This is a genomic window from Methylobacterium brachythecii (assembly GCF_014196345.1).
GTDB classification, from domain to species: domain Bacteria; phylum Pseudomonadota; class Alphaproteobacteria; order Rhizobiales; family Beijerinckiaceae; genus Methylobacterium; species Methylobacterium brachythecii.
In genome coordinates, this window is the sequence record NZ_JACIDN010000018.1 from 1 (window position 1) to 16,405 (window position 16,405).

Annotated in this window: 20 protein-coding genes; 10 read left to right on the forward strand and 10 right to left on the reverse strand. The window is 60.4% G+C overall.

Annotation, left to right across the window (positions count from 1 at the left end; translation table 11 throughout):
* Nucleotides 1-83 precede the first annotated feature (83 nt).
* The 3 genes from GGR33_RS25775 (at nucleotide 84) to GGR33_RS25400 (ending at nucleotide 2,223) form a co-directional block, all read left to right on the forward strand.
* Entirely contained in the window at nucleotides 84-1,082 is a 999-nt protein-coding gene (locus tag GGR33_RS25775) for a hypothetical protein (RefSeq protein ID WP_210302220.1), read from the forward strand.
* Nucleotides 1,079-1,360, forward strand: coding sequence for a hypothetical protein (locus tag GGR33_RS25395; RefSeq protein ID WP_183514616.1), 282 nt, complete (start codon nucleotides 1,079-1,081; stop codon nucleotides 1,358-1,360). Before GGR33_RS25775 ends, GGR33_RS25395 begins: the two co-directional genes overlap by 4 nt.
* Nucleotides 1,361-1,422: 62 nt before the next feature.
* Entirely contained in the window at nucleotides 1,423-2,223 is an 801-nt protein-coding gene (locus GGR33_RS25400) for a uracil-DNA glycosylase family protein (RefSeq protein ID WP_183514688.1), read from the forward strand.
* Between the two features lie 248 nt (nucleotides 2,224-2,471).
* Here GGR33_RS25400 and GGR33_RS25405 read toward each other — a convergent pair whose 3' ends face one another.
* The 3 genes from GGR33_RS25405 to GGR33_RS25415 all read right to left on the reverse strand — a co-directional run bounded on the left by GGR33_RS25405 (nucleotide 2,472) and on the right by GGR33_RS25415 (nucleotide 5,252).
* A complete protein-coding gene (locus GGR33_RS25405; RefSeq protein WP_183514838.1) occupies nucleotides 2,472-3,791 on the reverse strand; it encodes a hypothetical protein in 1,320 nt (439 codons plus the stop codon).
* A 292-nt stretch (nucleotides 3,792-4,083) separates the two neighbouring features.
* Nucleotides 4,084-4,572, reverse strand: coding sequence for a helix-turn-helix domain-containing protein (locus GGR33_RS25410; RefSeq protein ID WP_183514874.1), 489 nt, complete (start codon nucleotides 4,570-4,572; stop codon nucleotides 4,084-4,086).
* A gap of 212 nt (nucleotides 4,573-4,784) precedes the next feature.
* Complete coding sequence (locus GGR33_RS25415) at nucleotides 4,785-5,252, reverse strand: recombinase family protein (protein ID WP_183514886.1); 468 nt, start codon at nucleotides 5,250-5,252, stop codon at nucleotides 4,785-4,787.
* A gap of 385 nt (nucleotides 5,253-5,637) precedes the next feature.
* On the opposite strand from GGR33_RS25415, the gene GGR33_RS25420 reads away from it, so the two are divergent.
* Nucleotides 5,638-5,949, forward strand: coding sequence for a hypothetical protein (locus tag GGR33_RS25420; protein ID WP_183514890.1), 312 nt, complete (start codon nucleotides 5,638-5,640; stop codon nucleotides 5,947-5,949).
* A gap of 1,454 nt (nucleotides 5,950-7,403) precedes the next feature.
* Here the strand turns inward: GGR33_RS25420 and GGR33_RS25430 are convergent.
* From GGR33_RS25430 to GGR33_RS25445, 4 genes are all read right to left on the reverse strand, one after another.
* Nucleotides 7,404-7,820 (reverse strand): hypothetical protein, encoded by a 417-nt coding sequence (locus GGR33_RS25430; protein WP_183514897.1) that lies wholly within the window; start codon nucleotides 7,818-7,820, stop codon nucleotides 7,404-7,406.
* Nucleotides 7,821-8,018 (reverse strand): DUF2283 domain-containing protein, encoded by a 198-nt coding sequence (locus GGR33_RS25435; protein ID WP_183514900.1) that lies wholly within the window; start codon nucleotides 8,016-8,018, stop codon nucleotides 7,821-7,823.
* Nucleotides 8,015-8,266 carry a DUF4258 domain-containing protein gene (locus GGR33_RS25440; RefSeq protein WP_183514906.1) on the reverse strand — a complete coding sequence of 84 codons (252 nt, stop codon included), beginning with the start codon at nucleotides 8,264-8,266 and terminating at the stop codon, nucleotides 8,015-8,017. Before GGR33_RS25440 ends, GGR33_RS25435 begins: the two co-directional genes overlap by 4 nt.
* 141 nt (nucleotides 8,267-8,407) lie before the next feature.
* Complete coding sequence (locus GGR33_RS25445) at nucleotides 8,408-8,758, reverse strand: hypothetical protein (protein WP_210302221.1); 351 nt, start codon at nucleotides 8,756-8,758, stop codon at nucleotides 8,408-8,410.
* Nucleotides 8,759-9,141: 383 nt separating this feature from the next.
* Between GGR33_RS25445 and GGR33_RS25450 the strand changes: the two genes are divergently transcribed.
* The 3 genes from GGR33_RS25450 to GGR33_RS25460 all read left to right on the forward strand — a co-directional run bounded on the left by GGR33_RS25450 (nucleotide 9,142) and on the right by GGR33_RS25460 (nucleotide 11,227).
* Nucleotides 9,142-9,828 (forward strand): ParA family protein, encoded by a 687-nt coding sequence (locus GGR33_RS25450; RefSeq protein WP_183514913.1) that lies wholly within the window; start codon nucleotides 9,142-9,144, stop codon nucleotides 9,826-9,828.
* Nucleotides 9,828-10,181: a stability/partitioning determinant gene (locus tag GGR33_RS25455; RefSeq protein ID WP_183514916.1), complete on the forward strand. Its 354-nt coding sequence runs from the start codon at nucleotides 9,828-9,830 to the stop codon at nucleotides 10,179-10,181. Before GGR33_RS25450 ends, GGR33_RS25455 begins: the two co-directional genes overlap by 1 nt.
* A 473-nt stretch (nucleotides 10,182-10,654) precedes the next feature.
* The gene (locus GGR33_RS25460) at nucleotides 10,655-11,227 is read left to right on the forward strand and encodes a hypothetical protein (protein ID WP_183514918.1); all 573 of its coding nucleotides are present in this window, start codon (nucleotides 10,655-10,657) and stop codon (nucleotides 11,225-11,227) included.
* A 256-nt stretch (nucleotides 11,228-11,483) separates the two neighbouring features.
* On the opposite strand, the gene GGR33_RS25465 is transcribed toward GGR33_RS25460, so the two are convergent.
* From GGR33_RS25465 to GGR33_RS25475, 3 genes are all read right to left on the reverse strand, one after another.
* A complete protein-coding gene (locus tag GGR33_RS25465) occupies nucleotides 11,484-11,792 on the reverse strand; it encodes a hypothetical protein (RefSeq protein WP_183514922.1) in 309 nt (102 codons plus the stop codon).
* Between the two features lie 9 nt (nucleotides 11,793-11,801).
* A complete protein-coding gene (locus GGR33_RS25470; protein WP_183514925.1) occupies nucleotides 11,802-12,995 on the reverse strand; it encodes a DNA sulfur modification protein DndB in 1,194 nt (397 codons plus the stop codon).
* A 253-nt stretch (nucleotides 12,996-13,248) separates the two neighbouring features.
* A complete protein-coding gene (locus GGR33_RS25475) occupies nucleotides 13,249-14,217 on the reverse strand; it encodes a tyrosine-type recombinase/integrase (protein ID WP_183514938.1) in 969 nt (322 codons plus the stop codon).
* A 283-nt stretch (nucleotides 14,218-14,500) separates the two neighbouring features.
* On the opposite strand from GGR33_RS25475, the gene GGR33_RS25480 reads away from it, so the two are divergent.
* From GGR33_RS25480 to GGR33_RS25490, 3 genes are read left to right on the forward strand one after another with little or no spacing between them, the layout of a single operon-like run.
* Nucleotides 14,501-14,815, forward strand: a complete 315-nt coding sequence (locus tag GGR33_RS25480) for a hypothetical protein (protein WP_183514942.1) — start codon at nucleotides 14,501-14,503, stop codon at nucleotides 14,813-14,815.
* A gap of 43 nt (nucleotides 14,816-14,858) precedes the next feature.
* Nucleotides 14,859-15,311 carry a hypothetical protein gene (locus tag GGR33_RS25485; RefSeq protein ID WP_183514946.1) on the forward strand — a complete coding sequence of 151 codons (453 nt, stop codon included), beginning with the start codon at nucleotides 14,859-14,861 and terminating at the stop codon, nucleotides 15,309-15,311.
* A 44-nt stretch (nucleotides 15,312-15,355) separates the two neighbouring features.
* Entirely contained in the window at nucleotides 15,356-16,282 is a 927-nt protein-coding gene (locus GGR33_RS25490) for an ADP-ribosylglycohydrolase family protein (RefSeq protein ID WP_183514949.1), read from the forward strand.
* Nucleotides 16,283-16,405: the final 123 nt, after the last annotated feature.

Genomic DNA, 16,405 nt, shown 5'->3' on the forward strand with positions numbered 1-16,405 from the left:
AAAATTATCCACTTGCCTTGTCAGAAAATCGACTGTAGTTCATTTCCGGTGATCGCAGGACGCATATCGTCCCGGAGAATGACATGACAAACGAATACGAAGAACGCAGCAGTGAGTATGGCGCTGCTTATGAAGGTGGCGAGCCGCTCGAGATCGCTGAGCTCTTCATCGCGACAGGTGAATGGATTGAACGCCTCGCTTGGTCGCCCGAGGCAGCCGACGCTGCCATGAAAGCGCTGTACGGCGTGGTTGTCTTTGAGGGCCAGAAAGAGGTCGAGGAGAACCCAGATGCGCCGTGGCGTGACCTCTGGCGCGACGGCATTGGAAGGACATGGGACAGCAGAATTCTGGAGGTGGCCATCGACCTCCATGCCTTCGCTTTCTACGGACTGTGCCCGAGCCGCCGGCTGATGGAGGCGGAAGAAGACGAGGATCTCGTCATCGCGATCGACCGCATGGTCGAGAAAATGCGCGCCATCCTGGACGCTGCCCCTGCCGGCTGGAGCCGACTCGCGGATGTCGTCAACACGGTCAGCGCGGCAGAAGCCCGGATCCGCCTCGACACAGGACGGAACGTCACTCCGGAGCAGCTCGCCGCCCTCGCCAAGGTCAGCCTTAAAAGCATCAAGAACCTACTCGCCCTTAAGGACGGCACCAGCGATCTCAAACTCGATCCGAAGGGAGAGATCTCGCGCTCGGCAGCCCTACTCTGGCTGAATGGGCGATCGGGCTTTCGCAGCTCGCTCTGGCAGACGGCCAACGCCTCAGTCGAGGCATCCTCGCAGCCGGAACCTACCCTTGGAGAGGTGGTGTTCGTGCCCGTCGCCAAGGATGGCAGCTGGTTCGATCCTAGGACTTGCCGAACGCAGCGCGGTTACACCATCGGACCTAAGGGGTCCGAGATCACGGTCGAGGATTATCGCGAGGCGCTTGCCCTGCTCGAGAGGATGCCAACCCCTTACTGGCGCCGGCCGAACATGGTGGGCAACAGGGGCATTGTCGCCGGCACGACCTGGCAGCGCCGCGAGATCGCCGAGATCGAACAGCTCCGTTCGCCTTACGCGGAAGGGTACCGCGCATGAGCGTCGATCTCACGCTTCACGCTCAGGGGCGGTTGCAGCAGCGCGCTATTCCGCCCTTCATCATCGCGTTGCTGGACGAATTTGGCTCCATTGCCCGTTGCGGAGGAGCCGAGCGGCTGACCTTCGATAAAGCGGCTCGCCGCCGTCTTGCTCGGGAGTTCGGTGGGCAGCGCAATCTCCACGTCATCGAGCGCTGGCTCGGTGTCTACGTGGTGGTCAGCGACGACGGGCTTGTCGTCACAGCTGCGCATCGGACCCGCCGGTTTCGGCGTCACTGACACCTATCCATTCCCTTCATCTTCTCCGTCGTCACACTCGCAGCCATCGAGATCGATCCCCCATGACCAACAGCTTGTTCCCTACGTTCGCCCCTCTTCTGCGCACCCTGACGACCACTGAGCTCGAGGCGGAAATCGCCCAGCCGCGGCACCTTCTGATTGAGACGGGGGAGGCTCGCGGCAAGAGGATCGACGTCGCCTACGCGCCGTTCGACCATGTGAACCTGAACGCCGACGTGGTCATTGTTGGCCTCACGCCCGGCCGGCAGCAGATGCGAAACGCGCTCGTAGCGGCGCGCCGGAGTCTCCTGAATGGTCGGACCGAGGCGCAAGCGGCCGAGGACGCCAAGGTCTTCGCGAGCTTCTCAGGCCCAATGCGATCAAACCTGGTCGCCATGCTGGACAGCATTGGCCTGAACCGCACCCTGGACATTACGACGGCAGGATCGCTGTGGGCGGGTGACGCGTATCGCGTCCACTTCACCTCCATCCTGCGCTACCCCGTGTTCATGGATGGTACCAATTACACCGGCGCGCCGTCTCCCACGGCGATCCCGCTGTTGCGCACTCAACTGATGAAATGGTTCGCAGACGAGATGAAGGCGCTGCCGAACGCCGTGTTCGTTCCGCTCGGGCCCGTGGCCGGTGAGGCTGTCGACCTGGTGGCCGCACAGGTCGAGCTGGATCGTCGACAGGTCCTGAGCGGTCTTCCTCATCCGAGCGGCGCCAATGCCGAGCGCATCGCCTTCTTCCTCGGGCGCAAGCCCCGTGACCAGCTGTCGGACAAGGTCAATCCAGAGAAGCTTCTCGCGGCGCGGGAGGCATTGACGGACAAGGTCTCCGGACTGCGGGCACGAGATTGAGCCTCGCGGACTGGTCACAACAGGCCCCCTGCTGAGGGGGCCGTCATTCGCTAACGCGTTCTCCCTGACCAGCACAGGCGGCTTCGGCACACCATCGTCGTGTGTGGCAACCCGCAACGATCAACGATGTGGTGGCGACACGTCATGGTGCACTGGGTTGAACTCGTCCGTCGCCTCTCCCGAGCCGGGTAGCCGGAGCCTTCACTACGTCGAGCCCGGCGGCAGCGCCTTAGCGGTTTACTGAGCAATCAGGCAGCTGGCCTCTCGCCTTCGATCCCGGCGATCAGATCCAGGTACCGATCAGCAAGCGCCGACCATTCCGGCATACGCTTGAACCAATCTGCCGTTGCAGTGGTCTTTGCTCGGTGCCGCAAGCGGGCGAGACCGACCAACTGAACGTCCTTGATGTGCTTCCGAACCGGAACAACTCGCACGGTGTCAGCTCGTGCGAGCACCCAATCCTGTTGCTCCGGATTGAGCATGGAAAGGGCTGCATCTCTGGCAGAAACTGTAAGATTTTGCTCGAGAGGTTCGCCCTCTCGATACGCGAGAGGATGTAGAACCGTACCTTCCTGGGTATCGGAGTCGACCAGGTGGGGCACAAACTCGACCAAGCCAGTGGAGGTCAGCACCTCCAAGGCACCCCAGAATATCGGCCAACCCGTATCTCGGTGCCCCTTCGTGCCGTCGGCCCTCTCAACCTCCTCTGTCTGACCTGTCATGTGAGCGTTCACAAAGGGCTGGCCGCCCCATGCTTTGAGGCTGTCGATCCAGAAGGCCCACACGACGAAATCGGCCCTCTGACCGATTTGCTTGCGATGGAAGGATTGCTGAAGCTGACGCCAATGCACGCCACCGTCGGTCGCCAAGCTCTGAACGTGGTAGAGGTCTACGAACAGGCGTAGCGCAGCCAAGCTCTGCGATTGCCGGATCCGCTCGATCGGAGAGGTTTCCTCTCCCACGCCTTCGACGATGGAATTTGGCAGCCAGATCCAATCAGCTTCATCAGGAGTTGCCGGCAGCCTGGTTGCAGCAACCTTTGACCACGAGCCTCCGATGGAACGGACGAGACCTTTCCGGATGAGGCGCTCCACGATCGATCGTGGGCTACCAAAGGGCCAAGGATCCTTCTTCCGGCTACCAGTTGGAACTTCGATACCGTCCGGATGGCTTGCGATGACCTCGAGCACCAGCCGTTCATCGGCGGTGAGGCTTTCAACCGGCGTACGGCGGTTCTCGATCTCGGCTGGTGGCAGAAGGTAGTACTGAGGCTTTGTTCCGCCGCGACGTTGCTCGATAACCTTCCCCTCGAGCAGCGCCTTGATCGCATCCTTGGCACGCAAGCGAGGGATATTGGTGCGATCCTCGATGGCGTTCACCGACCAGGAAGTCGTGCGCATATCGCCCTGCGAGCCTCTGGCTAGGATCAGGTAGGCGGCGGCTGCGCTGATGCTCTTCAAATCGCAGACGAGCGACCAGGCTCTCCGATCGACGGCGAAGAAATTGCCGTGCTCGGATTTGAGTGCCGAAACATCACTGACCATGGGGCTTGCCTTGCTATGCAACATCAACGGGGGATCAACGGGGGATCAACGACAAGGATTATCCCCGTAGGAGCACATCCGCCTCCTCACTTCGTTCGTCGGCGGCAGCGGCCTGAGAGGCCTTAGCCGCTCCGATGACCTCTTCCATGGCATGGAGACGCTCTCCAGTTGGTCGAAGCCACCTCTTAGCGGACAACACGATCATCCGCCGGCATGCGTCACGCACAGGATCAGGCAACCCGCGGCACCGATCGTGTACGCGATAGCGAGTAGCCCGTAGGCCATACCCATCATCGTCATCAGCAACACCCCACTCTCAAGCTGACCGAAGACCGACCGGAGTCTCTGCTGCTTTCCGGGCTCTATCTCGAGCCACACGAGCAGCTTCGAACTCTGGTTCCATAGATCGCACTCGATCGACGAGCGGGTTCAGATCGTAGATGTTGCTGTTATAGTCGCCGGATGACGTTCGGCGAATGTGTCGCGTGATCAAACCAGCTTTCTCAAGTTCTCTTATGTTGTTTTGAACGGTCTTTGGAGTAACGCCTATGCGCTCTGCGAGTTCCTTCTTAGGAGGGAATGGCTTTCTTGCCGGGTCATGCCAGTAGTCGAGCAATTGGATGACGATGTTCAGTTGTATGGGACTAAGTCCGAGCCTCTTCTGAGCACGTATTAGGATAGATGGAACTCCAGCATATCCATGGCGGGTCACACTCTTTCCCCATATACGCTCTACTGACGAGGGAGGACGCTTGGCTTCCTTGGGAAACCGCACGACCTCTGCGTCCTTCTCTTCGATTGTCATGATGAAGACCTCCTTCTCGATCACTAACGAGCACCGAAGCCTTCTCGCAATACGGAGTCAGGGGTTGGGGTAGGGAAACCAGAAGGCTGACCCGACCTCTACATGGTTCATCTGGTTCGCCGTTACGATCCTTCAGTCCGTATGTTTATGTGGCCGGATCGTACCCCCAGGTAGGAACGCTATTTTCCTTACAGGTGGGGGCCTGATCTTACCTACCTTTTCAGTGCCTCGGCTCGCCTTTCAACTCTCAGCACCTGGGTAGCAGCCCACATCCCACCTCGAGCCGTTGGGATCCTTCGCTTGTTCAATTCCTCGGCGACCTGCTGCAGTGACGCGGCGCCGGCGGCTCGAATTTCTGCGATGACCGGCAGAAGATCAGCAGCACGTCCCATGGCTTTGGCCTTTGCTGCTGCGCTCCCCTTGGCTTGCATCTCAGCCGTCGGGACGCCCCCACGGTCGCCACCAAGTTTCCGTCCTCGAGCTTTCGCAGCGACCAGTGCTGCCTTCGTCCGAGTCGAAATCATCTTCCTCTCGGCTTGCGCAACGACAGCCATGATCCCCACCACCAGCTCGTTTGCCTCAGGCATGTCGGCTGCAACGAACCGGACGCCAGCAGCCTGGAGGTTGAGGAGGAAGGCCGCGTCTCTCGAGAGCCTGTCGAGCTTGGCGATCACGAGCATTGCGCCATGAAGTCGGCAGAGCTGAAGGGCCTCAATGAGTCATTTTTTTCTGGAGACTATGTCCGTATTGAGAAAGGTATTCGTTTTCGCAATACTTAAAAGGCCCCTTTTCCAACTTGCCTGAGCTTTACGCAATTACGTGCTTCAGTGCTGAAGGGCTTGAGCAAGCACGTTAGGATCAGCCAGCTGCTGTGTGGGCCCCTCTAAAAGGAGCCAGACGAAAAATCGGAAATCGGTCAACCCTTTGAAAGGTCTTCGCTTTCCGTTCAAAAACTGGGTTGCAAAAATCGATTAACGCAACTTTATTCGTTGGTATCTTGAAACCAAAGGAAACACTATGCACTTATGGTACTGTCGTACTAATCGGCATACCAAGGAAAACACTATGAGCTACATCAAGGCAGAGGATGTTCGGTCTCCTCGAGGCGCGTGGGCGCTCATTCAGGTTCTTTACGACGGAGGCCCGAGCACAGACGATGAAGGGGCGTGGTCCCTCTGCGTTGGCGAGTGGTACGGCAAGCGGAGGTTAGCGGCTCGTTGGAACGGGCAGGACGAGGGCGGCTCAGCTGCCGGCAACCCAAGTGCTCGTGGCTATCCCACTTGGTTCATCGTTCCGCCGGAGTTCGAGGAGCCTTTGATGGCAGTTGTCCCTGCCGATAAGCTCACGCTTGCGAAGGCACTACTCAACCAGAAATGAGGGAACTGTCCTTAGAAAGCCCCGCACTTGTGGCGGGGTTTTTCTTCGAGGGATGCACCGCGATTGCCCAGAATGAGCCCAGAGTGGCCACAGGGCATTTCTGGCCCTTTCCTTCCGTTATCGTGCCGATGGCCGCCACAGGCCCGGAAATCGCAAATCTGAGGGCCTTTGGCGGCACGGTTCCGCCTCTCCTTATCGATGGCCTTCGTGTTTCGGTTCAGAGCAGCTCCGATGGTGTCGTAGAAAGCCCTGTAGGTCCCAGAATCGTGTCAGGACAGGCGCGAGTTGTCCTGTCCTCCCTGATCCTGCTGGATCGAAGAAGGGCGGCGACAGTGCAATTTTAGAGCTTCGGCGCTGCTACCTGGCTGTACGAATTTGATTAGGGCGCTCTGATCGGTGTCGCCCTCTCCCTTCCGGAAGCTTTTGCGACGGTTCCGCTGGCCTGTGGATGGTTTGTTGAGAACCTGTGTATCCGTGGGATGCAGACATTTGCACCCTATGCCCTTTGGGATGGGAACGTCGGCCGCGTTTTATCCAGGTTAGCCACTCCTGGCTGATGACGCGGATGAGGTTCGCGTCATTCTTTCGTCCCTCGTGTCGACGCTCCTGGATCACGATCAGGCCGTCCCCCTCGGCAAGCCGGATGGCCGCCTGAGCCAGACGCCGGCAGACACCGGCCCTGGCAGCGATCGCATCCATGCAGAGGCCGCAGACACCAGCTGTGGACATCTCGTCTGCAATGATCCTGAGAACTGCAAGCTGGCCCATCGTGAACCGGGAAGCGAGGGCCGGTGGCATCGGGCCGGAGGTCGCCAAACGGCGGCGGCGTGCAATCGCCTCAGATCGCTCAGGAGCCCGCTGGAGGCGCTTCGGCGGAAATAGGCTCAGCCGGCCGGCAGGAATGCCGACAGGCTTTAGGGAGCCTCTTATCGATCCCCTGCGGGCATGTAGCGCCTCGGCAAGGGTCTGAGCCCCATCGTCATCCACCACACCGCTGGCATGCGCCTGCCAGATCGCCTTCGACAGCTCGTCCATGTTGGCGAGCGTTCGCGCGTCGTCGATCGCGGCGAGCATTCGCGCGTGAAACATCGTCCCCAGCCCCTCACGGGCCGCGGTAGGTCCGGGCAAGCCGATCCCGGCGCCGGAAACGCATTTCCAGCTTGACTCCACGATGGGAGCTATGGCCTGTAGGGAACTGTCAGTTGGCCCTACACGGCCCCAGGTTTTCAGCAGCCTCGACCTTGCCGGGTCGGGGCTGTTGGCTTTTGCGGTCTATCTCGCGGCGGAATCATCTCCTGCGCGTGACTCGCGCACGGGGCATCGTGTGCACGGGAAGATCGTTGCCGTCAAACTTTTCGGGATAATCTGACCGATCCGGCTGGATCAGGCGCGTTTGCGTTACTTGCGCGATATCACGCAATTCGCAAATTTGACGGCAATACTGGTATTCCAGCCTACCTGATCTTTCTCGGAGCGTACATTTCGATTTCGCGAGCAAGGATCGTAACAGTGCTCTCGTCGGAGGAGTCGGCCGACGTCGGTGTCACGACAATATCTACCCGGCACTGCGTCTTGTTCAGCGCTGCCGTGCCCTTGCACCCGCCGAGCAACCGTTCAGCGATCGGGAGCGCCGTTTGAGCGCCAAGCAGAAGAGCATCGATCCGGAGCTTGCGACCACCCGAGGAAGCCTCGCACAGGAAGCCAGTTGTGCCTGGATCCACGCACGCGATGCCGCGGACCACCACCAGCTCGCCGACATAGGCCTTGGGGGTCGCAATTAGTTTTCCCACGGGCACGGCCGCGTTATCGCGTGCCAGAGCAGACCCGGCCGTGAGGCACAGCGCCAGCACACCAAACCAACGTGCAAACATTCAGGCGGCCGTGAGGTGCTGGAGATCAGTGCCTCGCGCCAGGTGCTGGGATGCGTCGAGGATTTCGACGGCCACGATCTTCCCGTCAGCGTCGAAATCGAACACCACGCCGGGCCGAACTTCCTCGCTCTCGATCACCTTCGCCTCTGAGAACCGGACGTAGAGCGCGTCCGTCTCGGCATCGTACCGACTCTTCACGTCCTGCGCCTCCGGCCGCGGTCCAAAAACATCGTGATGATGTGAGCGCCGTCGTCCGTTGGAAGATATACCACACGAAGCACTCGGCCGTCGCGTTCGGGTAGCGCACGGAAGGCACGGAGCCGATCGGGGTACGTCTTGTCGGGCTCGAGAATTTCAGGCTCCGTCACCGTGCGCTCGACCCATTCACGCTGGATCTGCCGATCGTCGAGATTGTCGACCGCATGGGGTCCGTAGGTGAAAAGCATCTCCAACTCTCGGCTGTCCCGATCTGAGACAACCCTAACTCGCACCTGCTAGCGAACAATTAACACACGGGCAGATGAACCGATCTCCACGACCAGCCGCACTCCCGCGCGGCCGGTGGCTGCAAGTCATCGAGTGCTTCTTCAATACCGGACGGTGATCTCGATCGCCGACTCGGGAACGCCTAGGCCAACTGCCAGTGCTACCCGAGCTTCCGGGATTGTCAGAGGCCCGACAACTCCATGGTCCTCGACCTGGGTCGAAGCCGATGCCTGCTGCCGCTGCGGCGTAGGCTGATGCATGGGATGCCATATCAAGGCGTCAGGATCGTCGACTCCGAACTCGCTCAGGTCGCTATAGCGGACTGGGTTGCGATTACCGGGCCAAGCATCCTCGTGCGATATCTCAGCGTATTCCGAGAATACCACGAAATACCGCTCAGTCTTATCATTGTCTTCTTGAGATAGGATGACCTCCTTGATGCGTCCGATCATGAAAGCGGTGTGGTGAGCCCGATCAGCAGCGCCCCAGGAGCCACCGTTACGGTTCTGGACACAGACGCAGTAGGCGAATTTACCGGCGGTGGTAGGGTTGAGCCGCCAAGCCTGCGATCCGCCCTCCTGACGGATGCGATCGAAGCCACGGGCGGTGAGAACGACTAAGCACGGATTTGACATTAAAACCTCCGAAAACCATGGAGCATATGATCCCGGTTTTCCGTTAAAACGTCAAGACACTGAAATCGTGCTTTCGCTAGTATTCTTCTTATGAGCGATATCTGTTAGCTACCAGATAGCTATCTGGTAGCAAATGGTATCCGATAGCTATTTGGTAGCCTTTGCCTGCTACACTGTGCCGACTCGTAGGAGGTTCGACCGTGCCCGTCATAGCGTTCGCCAACCCCAAGGGTGGGGCCGGCAAGACGACATGTGCCCTGCTCTTGGCCACTGAGCTGGCGAGCAAGGGCGCTACCATCACGATCATCGATGCCGACCCAGAGCGCTGGATATCGCAATGGGGCCGGCTTCCAGGGAAACCGGACAACGTCACTATCGTCGGCGATGTGTCTGAGGATGGTGTGGTCGACGCGATCGAAGCTGCAGCCGAGGCTACTCAGTTCGTTATCGTCGACCTTGAGGGCACCGCGAGCCTCATGGTGTCCAACGCGATCGGCATGGCCGATTTGGTTGCAATTCCAGTCCAGGGATCGAGCATGGACGCGAAAGGCGGTGCCAAGACGATCCGGCTCATCAGGAACCAAGAGAAGCTGGCGCGCCGTCGCATTGCCCATGCCGTCGTTCTAACACGCACAAGCGCGGCCGTTACGTCTCGAGCCCTGAGGAATGTCGCAGAGCAATTGGAGGCCGGCGGGATCGATGTGTTTTCGACGGCGATCGTCGAGCGCGCTGCCTATCGAGATCTGTTCGATTTCGGCGGGACGCTAGCGAACATGAGTCCGTCTCAGACATCAAACCTCGACAAAGCCCAGACCAACGCCAGGGAGTTTGCCGGCGAGGTCATAGCCAAGCTCAGAGCCAGCGCCGATCCGAAGGAAGCCGCTTGATGGCCCCGACCAATCGCCCCTCCCTCGGTTTCGGTGACGAGCTTGAGTCTCTCGACGCTATCGAGTTCGCGAAGCCCAAATCAGCCACCAGGCCGTCGCCCGAAGCCACTAGGCAGGCAGCAGAGGCCACCGGCTTCCGTAGTCGTGAGAGCAGCAAAACTCCCGAGCCGATAAAGCCTGCGCGGAAAGAACAGCGCCGCCATCGCACCGGACGGAATGCCCAGATCAACCTCAAGGCCAAGCCGGAGACGATCGAGACGTTCCAGAAGATCGCCGACGCGAAGGGCTGGTCCCTCGGCGTCGCGTTCGAGGCAGCCACAGCTCTCCTGCAGCGTGAGCACGGCTGCAAATAGCTATCCGATAGCTGTTTGGTAGCTAGTAGCTGAAAGCTATCTAGTGGCTATCGCTTACGCTGGAGATGCTAGCGTGGGAAGTAACCAGGCTCTGAAGCGACGAAACGTCCCGCGAGCACTGTAGAAGCAGAGAATGCCCGAGAAACACACGAGGGAGCTTGCGCTGCCTCGAATTCGTCTATCACCCGGCAGAATGCGAGAGCCTTGGCCAGCTTTGACCGGCCCCGCTTGCTGTGCCGGTCTCAACCTCGGCAAGGGTCTCGACGATAGACCATTCGCCACCATTCAGCCGATCGCGAACCGTATCATATACTTTTTATTGCCGCATGCCCACTATACATGCCTGATCCTGAACATTAGCTAAATGCAAAAGGCCATTTTTTCATACCTTCCGTTGAAGGCATACCTTGAATACTTGATGCTCCATTAACACGTAATGCCCGCACCAGCCTACGCTGGTATGGAGCCAATCGATGGCAAACGACGACCACAGAAGCGAGCAGATCGATCTCAAACGTTTGAAGGCCGACTTGCCAAAGCGCTGGAAGTGCTTGCTGGCAGCAAATGCCGTCTTGACGGCCCTCGTACTCCTGACGATGACCAGCACGTACCTGGTTCGCGGCGGGGATACGCTGGTCCAGGGAGGGACAGGACTGATCCGCAGCATGCAGGGCCTTCTTGAGGCTGTCCCTCCAGTTACGAAGGCTTTTGCTGAGGCCGCCCATGGCGTTCCTGATGTGACGGAAGACATCACGAGCGCGCCTGGCAATGTCGAGGATGGTAACACCTCCGACCGTACGAAAGCGTATACTAAGACGGTGGACGTTTGCCTTCATCCGACGCGAGCGGATGCGCGCCTTGTTCCTGGATCGGCTCACTTCGTTGCAGAGGTCCTGACGCCCGAAGCAGGGTTCTCGGAGATACCCAGCCCGCAAGACAGCTACTGTGTGCGCTTGGTCGCCAGCACCTCTGCCAAGGAACGCCTCGCGCGGGTGATGGGCCGTATCCACGCGAAGCAGTACTATCCTGGATCCGCGAAGGGCTGATCAGCCGCGACAAGCAGATTTGGCATCATGAGCACCAGGGCGCCCGTAATGGCGCCCTGGTTTCGTTTGCGTCCTTGATGCTTTGCCGAAATGATCTGATGATCCGCGCTCACGGAACGTCTCCAGACCGGAAAAGCCGATCGTCTCAGCGATAGGATCGTCGCTTGACGAGCTAGAGAGCCTCCCGTCTCCTAACCCAGCAAGAAATGCTCGACGAAAATGGGGAGCGGCTGCCCGCTCCCCAAAAATCACGAGGTCATGGTGTGTGACGCCGAATGATCTCCTCGGCTGCCACCAAGGCCTTTTTCGCCACTGAAAGGGCGTGGATTGCAGCTACCGCATCACGTCCTCTGGGGTAAGGCCCGGGAGGCGGCAGCTCATCCGACGACGCCGTCGGCACCTCGCTGAAGCGTTGGCCGGTCACGATCTCGGCTACACGCCCGCCATTGACCCCGAACCACGCAGCGATGTCGTGCTGACGATCGCCACGAAGCAGCATGCCTTTGATTAGGGCGGCGTCCTCATCACGCAGGGTGATGCCACTAGGTTCTGCTCGATACCGCATGAGTGCACCTCATGCCGCATTGAAGTTTAGACCGGTGGCCAGAGCCCGATCACGCAGCGCCTTGTAGATTAGCGAACCAACTTCCTTCGGACCGCCGAGCGTCACAGCACCCGACTGACTCTTCTTAGCGCCGACTTTCGTCCAGTGGACGCCGCGCTGCCAGTCGATGATTGCAAGAAAGTTTAGCGCAATTTCCTGACTAGCACGCTTGAACTTGTCTTCGTTCCACTCGCCCGAGAAGTCCTTGCCGATCGCTCGCTCTAAAACATCATGGCCCAGGGCGCCCAGCGCGCACCAGACAGCTGGGGCGGAAGCGAAGTTCGTCTCCCGCTCCTCCGGAGTAAGAGCCCCATTCAGGACTGTTGTAACGTCGCTGTACCAGCAGGCACTGGCAACTTGCAGGACATCAAGCCGCGAGTCGTCGATCTCGACGGCCTGGGTCTGATGCTGGATGCCGCTGATGCCCTCGACGAAGCAGACGACTGACGCTCGCAAGGCGGACATCGTCACCACGTCCTGGATGTCTCGCGCTGAGAGCTGCCGCTTCTGCCGGTTCACACGGCCATGAAGAGCAGGAACATGCCGTTCTACATACTTCGCCAATTGTGTCGCCGGATCACGATTATCGAAGCCGATCGCCATGCTGGTGACGACCTTCGTTCCTCTCGAGTTGCAGTCCGCAAAGATCTGCTGAGCCACGTCCTCTGGTATGTCGTGGACGATAACGATCTTAACTTTTTGTCCTTCGAACAGCCCGCTCTCTCTTGCCTCGGCGAGATGCCGGGCCGTGGTCTGTGTATCCCCGTCAAGCGCGATGAACTTCATTCCATGTGGGATGAGGAGCCACGCCAAGCCAGTTCCAGGATCCTTCTCGACGCGCAGTCTCTTCTGCGACCATAAGACGATCTGAGGGGTGAAGCCTTCGCCACTTTTCACCATCCGGATCATGTAGTTGGCGTAGGGGAGGACATTTTTCTTTTTCGCGCCTGTGACCAAACGGTTTACACGCAGACGCAGCTCGGCCACCTCCGATAGATCGGTATGATACTTGGTGGCGTTGCCCTCGAGATTTCGAGGATCAGGCACAACCGTCTTAAAGAGACCATGGGGCATGGCCCCTTGAAATTCTGTGTCGCTGATTGATGCACCGAAGACCACAACCCCCTCTGCGATCGGGGGGTCGGGCAAATTGATCTGTACCATGTCAGAGTCCCAAGCTGTTGAAACCAGCCGCGAGACAGGGCACATTGTCAGCGCCAACCGACGTGGGGCCCTGCCTCGCGATACCGCCCGTTCCCTTTCGCGAGGGAGCGGGCGTTCTTGTTTCTAAAGCCTACCTTACCCCAGTCAATCAAATTCTATCTCGAGATACGATTTTTGCATCTCGGGCATAAAAAGATCGATCGGGATCCTGCTCGAGCCCAGATGAGAAAAACTGCGGGACGGTTGTAAGGACTTACAGTCCGATCTCTTGAGCAAGGTTGCGGTCAAACAGCTGTCCGTCACGGATGTAGCGCCGGACGGTCGCGGCCGAGCGATGCCGGGTCTGGCGCATGATCAGGCGCTCCTCGACACCGGCCTGGGCGGCGCTGGTCGCGAACCCCGCCCGCATCGAGTGCCCCGAGAAGAGACCGGCCTCGAGCCCGGCGGCGGCGGCCCGCTTCTGAACGATCTCGGCGATGGCGTCTGTCGAGAGCCGACGACCGAGCTGCCCATGCCGATTGATCCCGCGAAACACCGCTCCGTCCATGATGCCGGCCGCCCCGAGCCATGTCGTGTAGGCGGCGGCCGGGCAGGTCTCGCTGCCGGTCCGTCCGACCGCGATGACGACACCTTCGCCCTCTTGATCGCCCTTCGAACGTCGGATCGCGATCCTCAGGCCGTCCGGCACGACGGCGATGTCGGCGACCTCAAGGGCGACGAGCTCGGATCGGCGCAGCGCTGCCCCAAACGCCACTAGCAGGAGGGCCCGGTCGCGCTGGTCGAGCAGGCGATCGCCACAGGTCGCGAGCAGCCGGCGGAGCAGCGGCACGGTCAGCGCCTCGGCATGGCCCTGAGCGACGCCGTTGGCCCGGCGTAGGCCCCGCATCACGTCGCGGATCGCCGGATGCCGCGTGTCCATCGGGTGACCCGCCATGCGGTGTGCCACTGCGATCGCTGACAGCCTTCGTGTCAGCGTGGCGATCGACAGCAGCGTCTCGTGCGCGGCGAGGTAGAGCCCGACCGTCGACGGCATCGCCGGAAGATCGACGAGCCCGTGCCCAGCGCACCACCCCGCGAAATGCCGCCAGTCCGAGCGATAGGCTTTTCGGGTGGCATCGGCCCGCGCTCCCTCGGCGAGACCGGCGGCGCGAGCGGCCAGCGCCTCGAGATCAAGGGTGGTCCCCGGAGCGGTCTCAACGGCAGGGACGGGCAGGGTCGTCATCGGAGATCGGCCTCGAGGACAAGAGTACGGGAGTACGCTTCGGCATCAGTACGCTTTGGCCATTCGGTGGTTTGGCCATCTGCCCATGTGGACATTTGGCCATTTGGCCCTTTGCCCCGAGGCCGGCGTCTGACCCCGGATACATTTCTCTTATCCGAGGTCAGAAATGCAATCAACACAAAACTGAAACAATTTTGCGTTTTCCTCTTCACAAACGATTTTGCGTCCCCTATATGAATGTTGTCACACAAGATGGTGACGATCAGAACAAGGGACCACGACCATGGAAGCCACTACCCTCGCAAAGCTCCAGACGCTCCGCACCGAGGCGAACAGCTTGCGCGACGCCTTCGACGCCTTCGCTCACCGCCTCGACGCGCTGATCACTGAGCAGACTCCGAAGGACGCTCCCCCGGCCAGCTCGGACGATTGGAAGCGCGACGACGGTCGCCTCAACGACCAGGGCGTGGCCGCGATGGAGGCGATGTTCGAGGCCGGGCGCACCGTCACCGAGATCGCCAAGGAATTCGACATCACCGTGAGCGCCGCCAGTCACCGCAAGCGCATCTGGCAGGCCAAGCCTGCAGCCGCCCGCTGATCAATCGCCTCGAGCCCACCCCAATCTCTAGGAGACGCACGCCATGAAAATCGATCTGACGAAGTGCTCGATCCCCCAGCTTGAGACGATGATGGACAACGCCCAGAAATCCACCAAGCCGGAGGCTCCCGACGTGTACCGCGCGGCGGCCGTCGAACTCTTCCGCCGCCGCGGGAGCGACTACAATGACCCGGTCATCGCCGGCTGCTGGGGTGCTATCGCCCTGCTCGACCGCTGCCGCTACGAAAAGACCGGCAAGCGTCTGAAGGCGCAGTACAGCCTGCGCTCGATCCAGAACAACGGCGAGATCGCGTTCATGACCTACTGCGCCCTGGGCAAGAGCCAGGGCACCGGGTTCACGTTGCTCGTCGAGGCCGGTCTCGGCACCTGCACCGTCGAGTACATCGTCGCCACCAACCCAGACCGCTTCCCCCCGGACGCCGTCGACGCGGCCCGGGCACGCCTGATTGAGCATGGCATCACGCTGCCGGAGTGAGCCTCATCGTTTCGATCCAGTCATCACCAGGGAGATCGATCCATATGCTCACATCCATCGAAGACCGCGCCCAGGGCGCCTTTCTCGGCCTCGCCGTCGGCGATGCCCTTGGGGCAACCCTGGAATTCGAGGACCGCGACACTCGTCCTCATCATACGGAGATGCTCGGCGGCGGCCCCTTCGATCTCAAGCCGGGCCAGTGGACGGATGACACCAGCATGGCGCTGGCGCTGGCCGAGAGCCTGATCGCGCATCCGGAATTCAACGCCACCGACCTGATGACCCGCTTCGTCGCCTGGGCCGAGCAAGGTGAGTATTCGTGCACCGGCACATGCTTCGACATCGGCATCGTGACCCGAAACTCGCTGGGCCACTTCCGGCGGACTGGCGATCCGTTCGCGGGCTCGACGGCTCCTGATAGAGCCGGCAACGGCTCCCTGATGCGGATCGCGCCCGTAGCGTTGCGCGCGCTCGAGGACGACGCTCTGGCGGCCCAGATTGCCCGGGACCAGAGCCGAACCACCCACGCCACCGTTGAGGCCGTCGAGGCCTGCGACTTGTTCGTGCGGATCCTGCGGGAGGCGATCCGGGGCGATGGCCAGAACGCGCTTCGGCCCCGAGCCTGGAAGGGAACACCGACGATCCAAGCCATCGCCGCAGGCGCCTGGCGCGGGAAACCTCGGGAGAAGATCCGCTCGACCGGCTACGTTGTCGATACGCTCGAGGCAGCGCTCTGGTGCACGGAGCAAGCCAAGAGTTTCGAAGAAGCGCTGGTGCTCGCCGTCAACCTCGCGGGCGACGCCGATACCGTCGGTGCCGTCACCGGTCAGGTGGCCGGCGCCGTGTTCGGAGTTTCGGCCATTCCGCAGCGCTGGCTCGAGCCCTTGGCGTGGCACGACCAACTTCTCGCCCTCGCAGTGGATCTCGTCGCCTTGAGCAAGGGAGGGCCAGCAATCTCCGCATCGGCATGAGGGAAAGCTCGGGAAAAAATGCATCCCGAAAATTATCCACTTGCCTTGTCAGAAAATCGACTGTAGTTCATTTCCGGTGATCGCAGGACGCATATCGTCCCGGAGAATGACATGACAAACGAA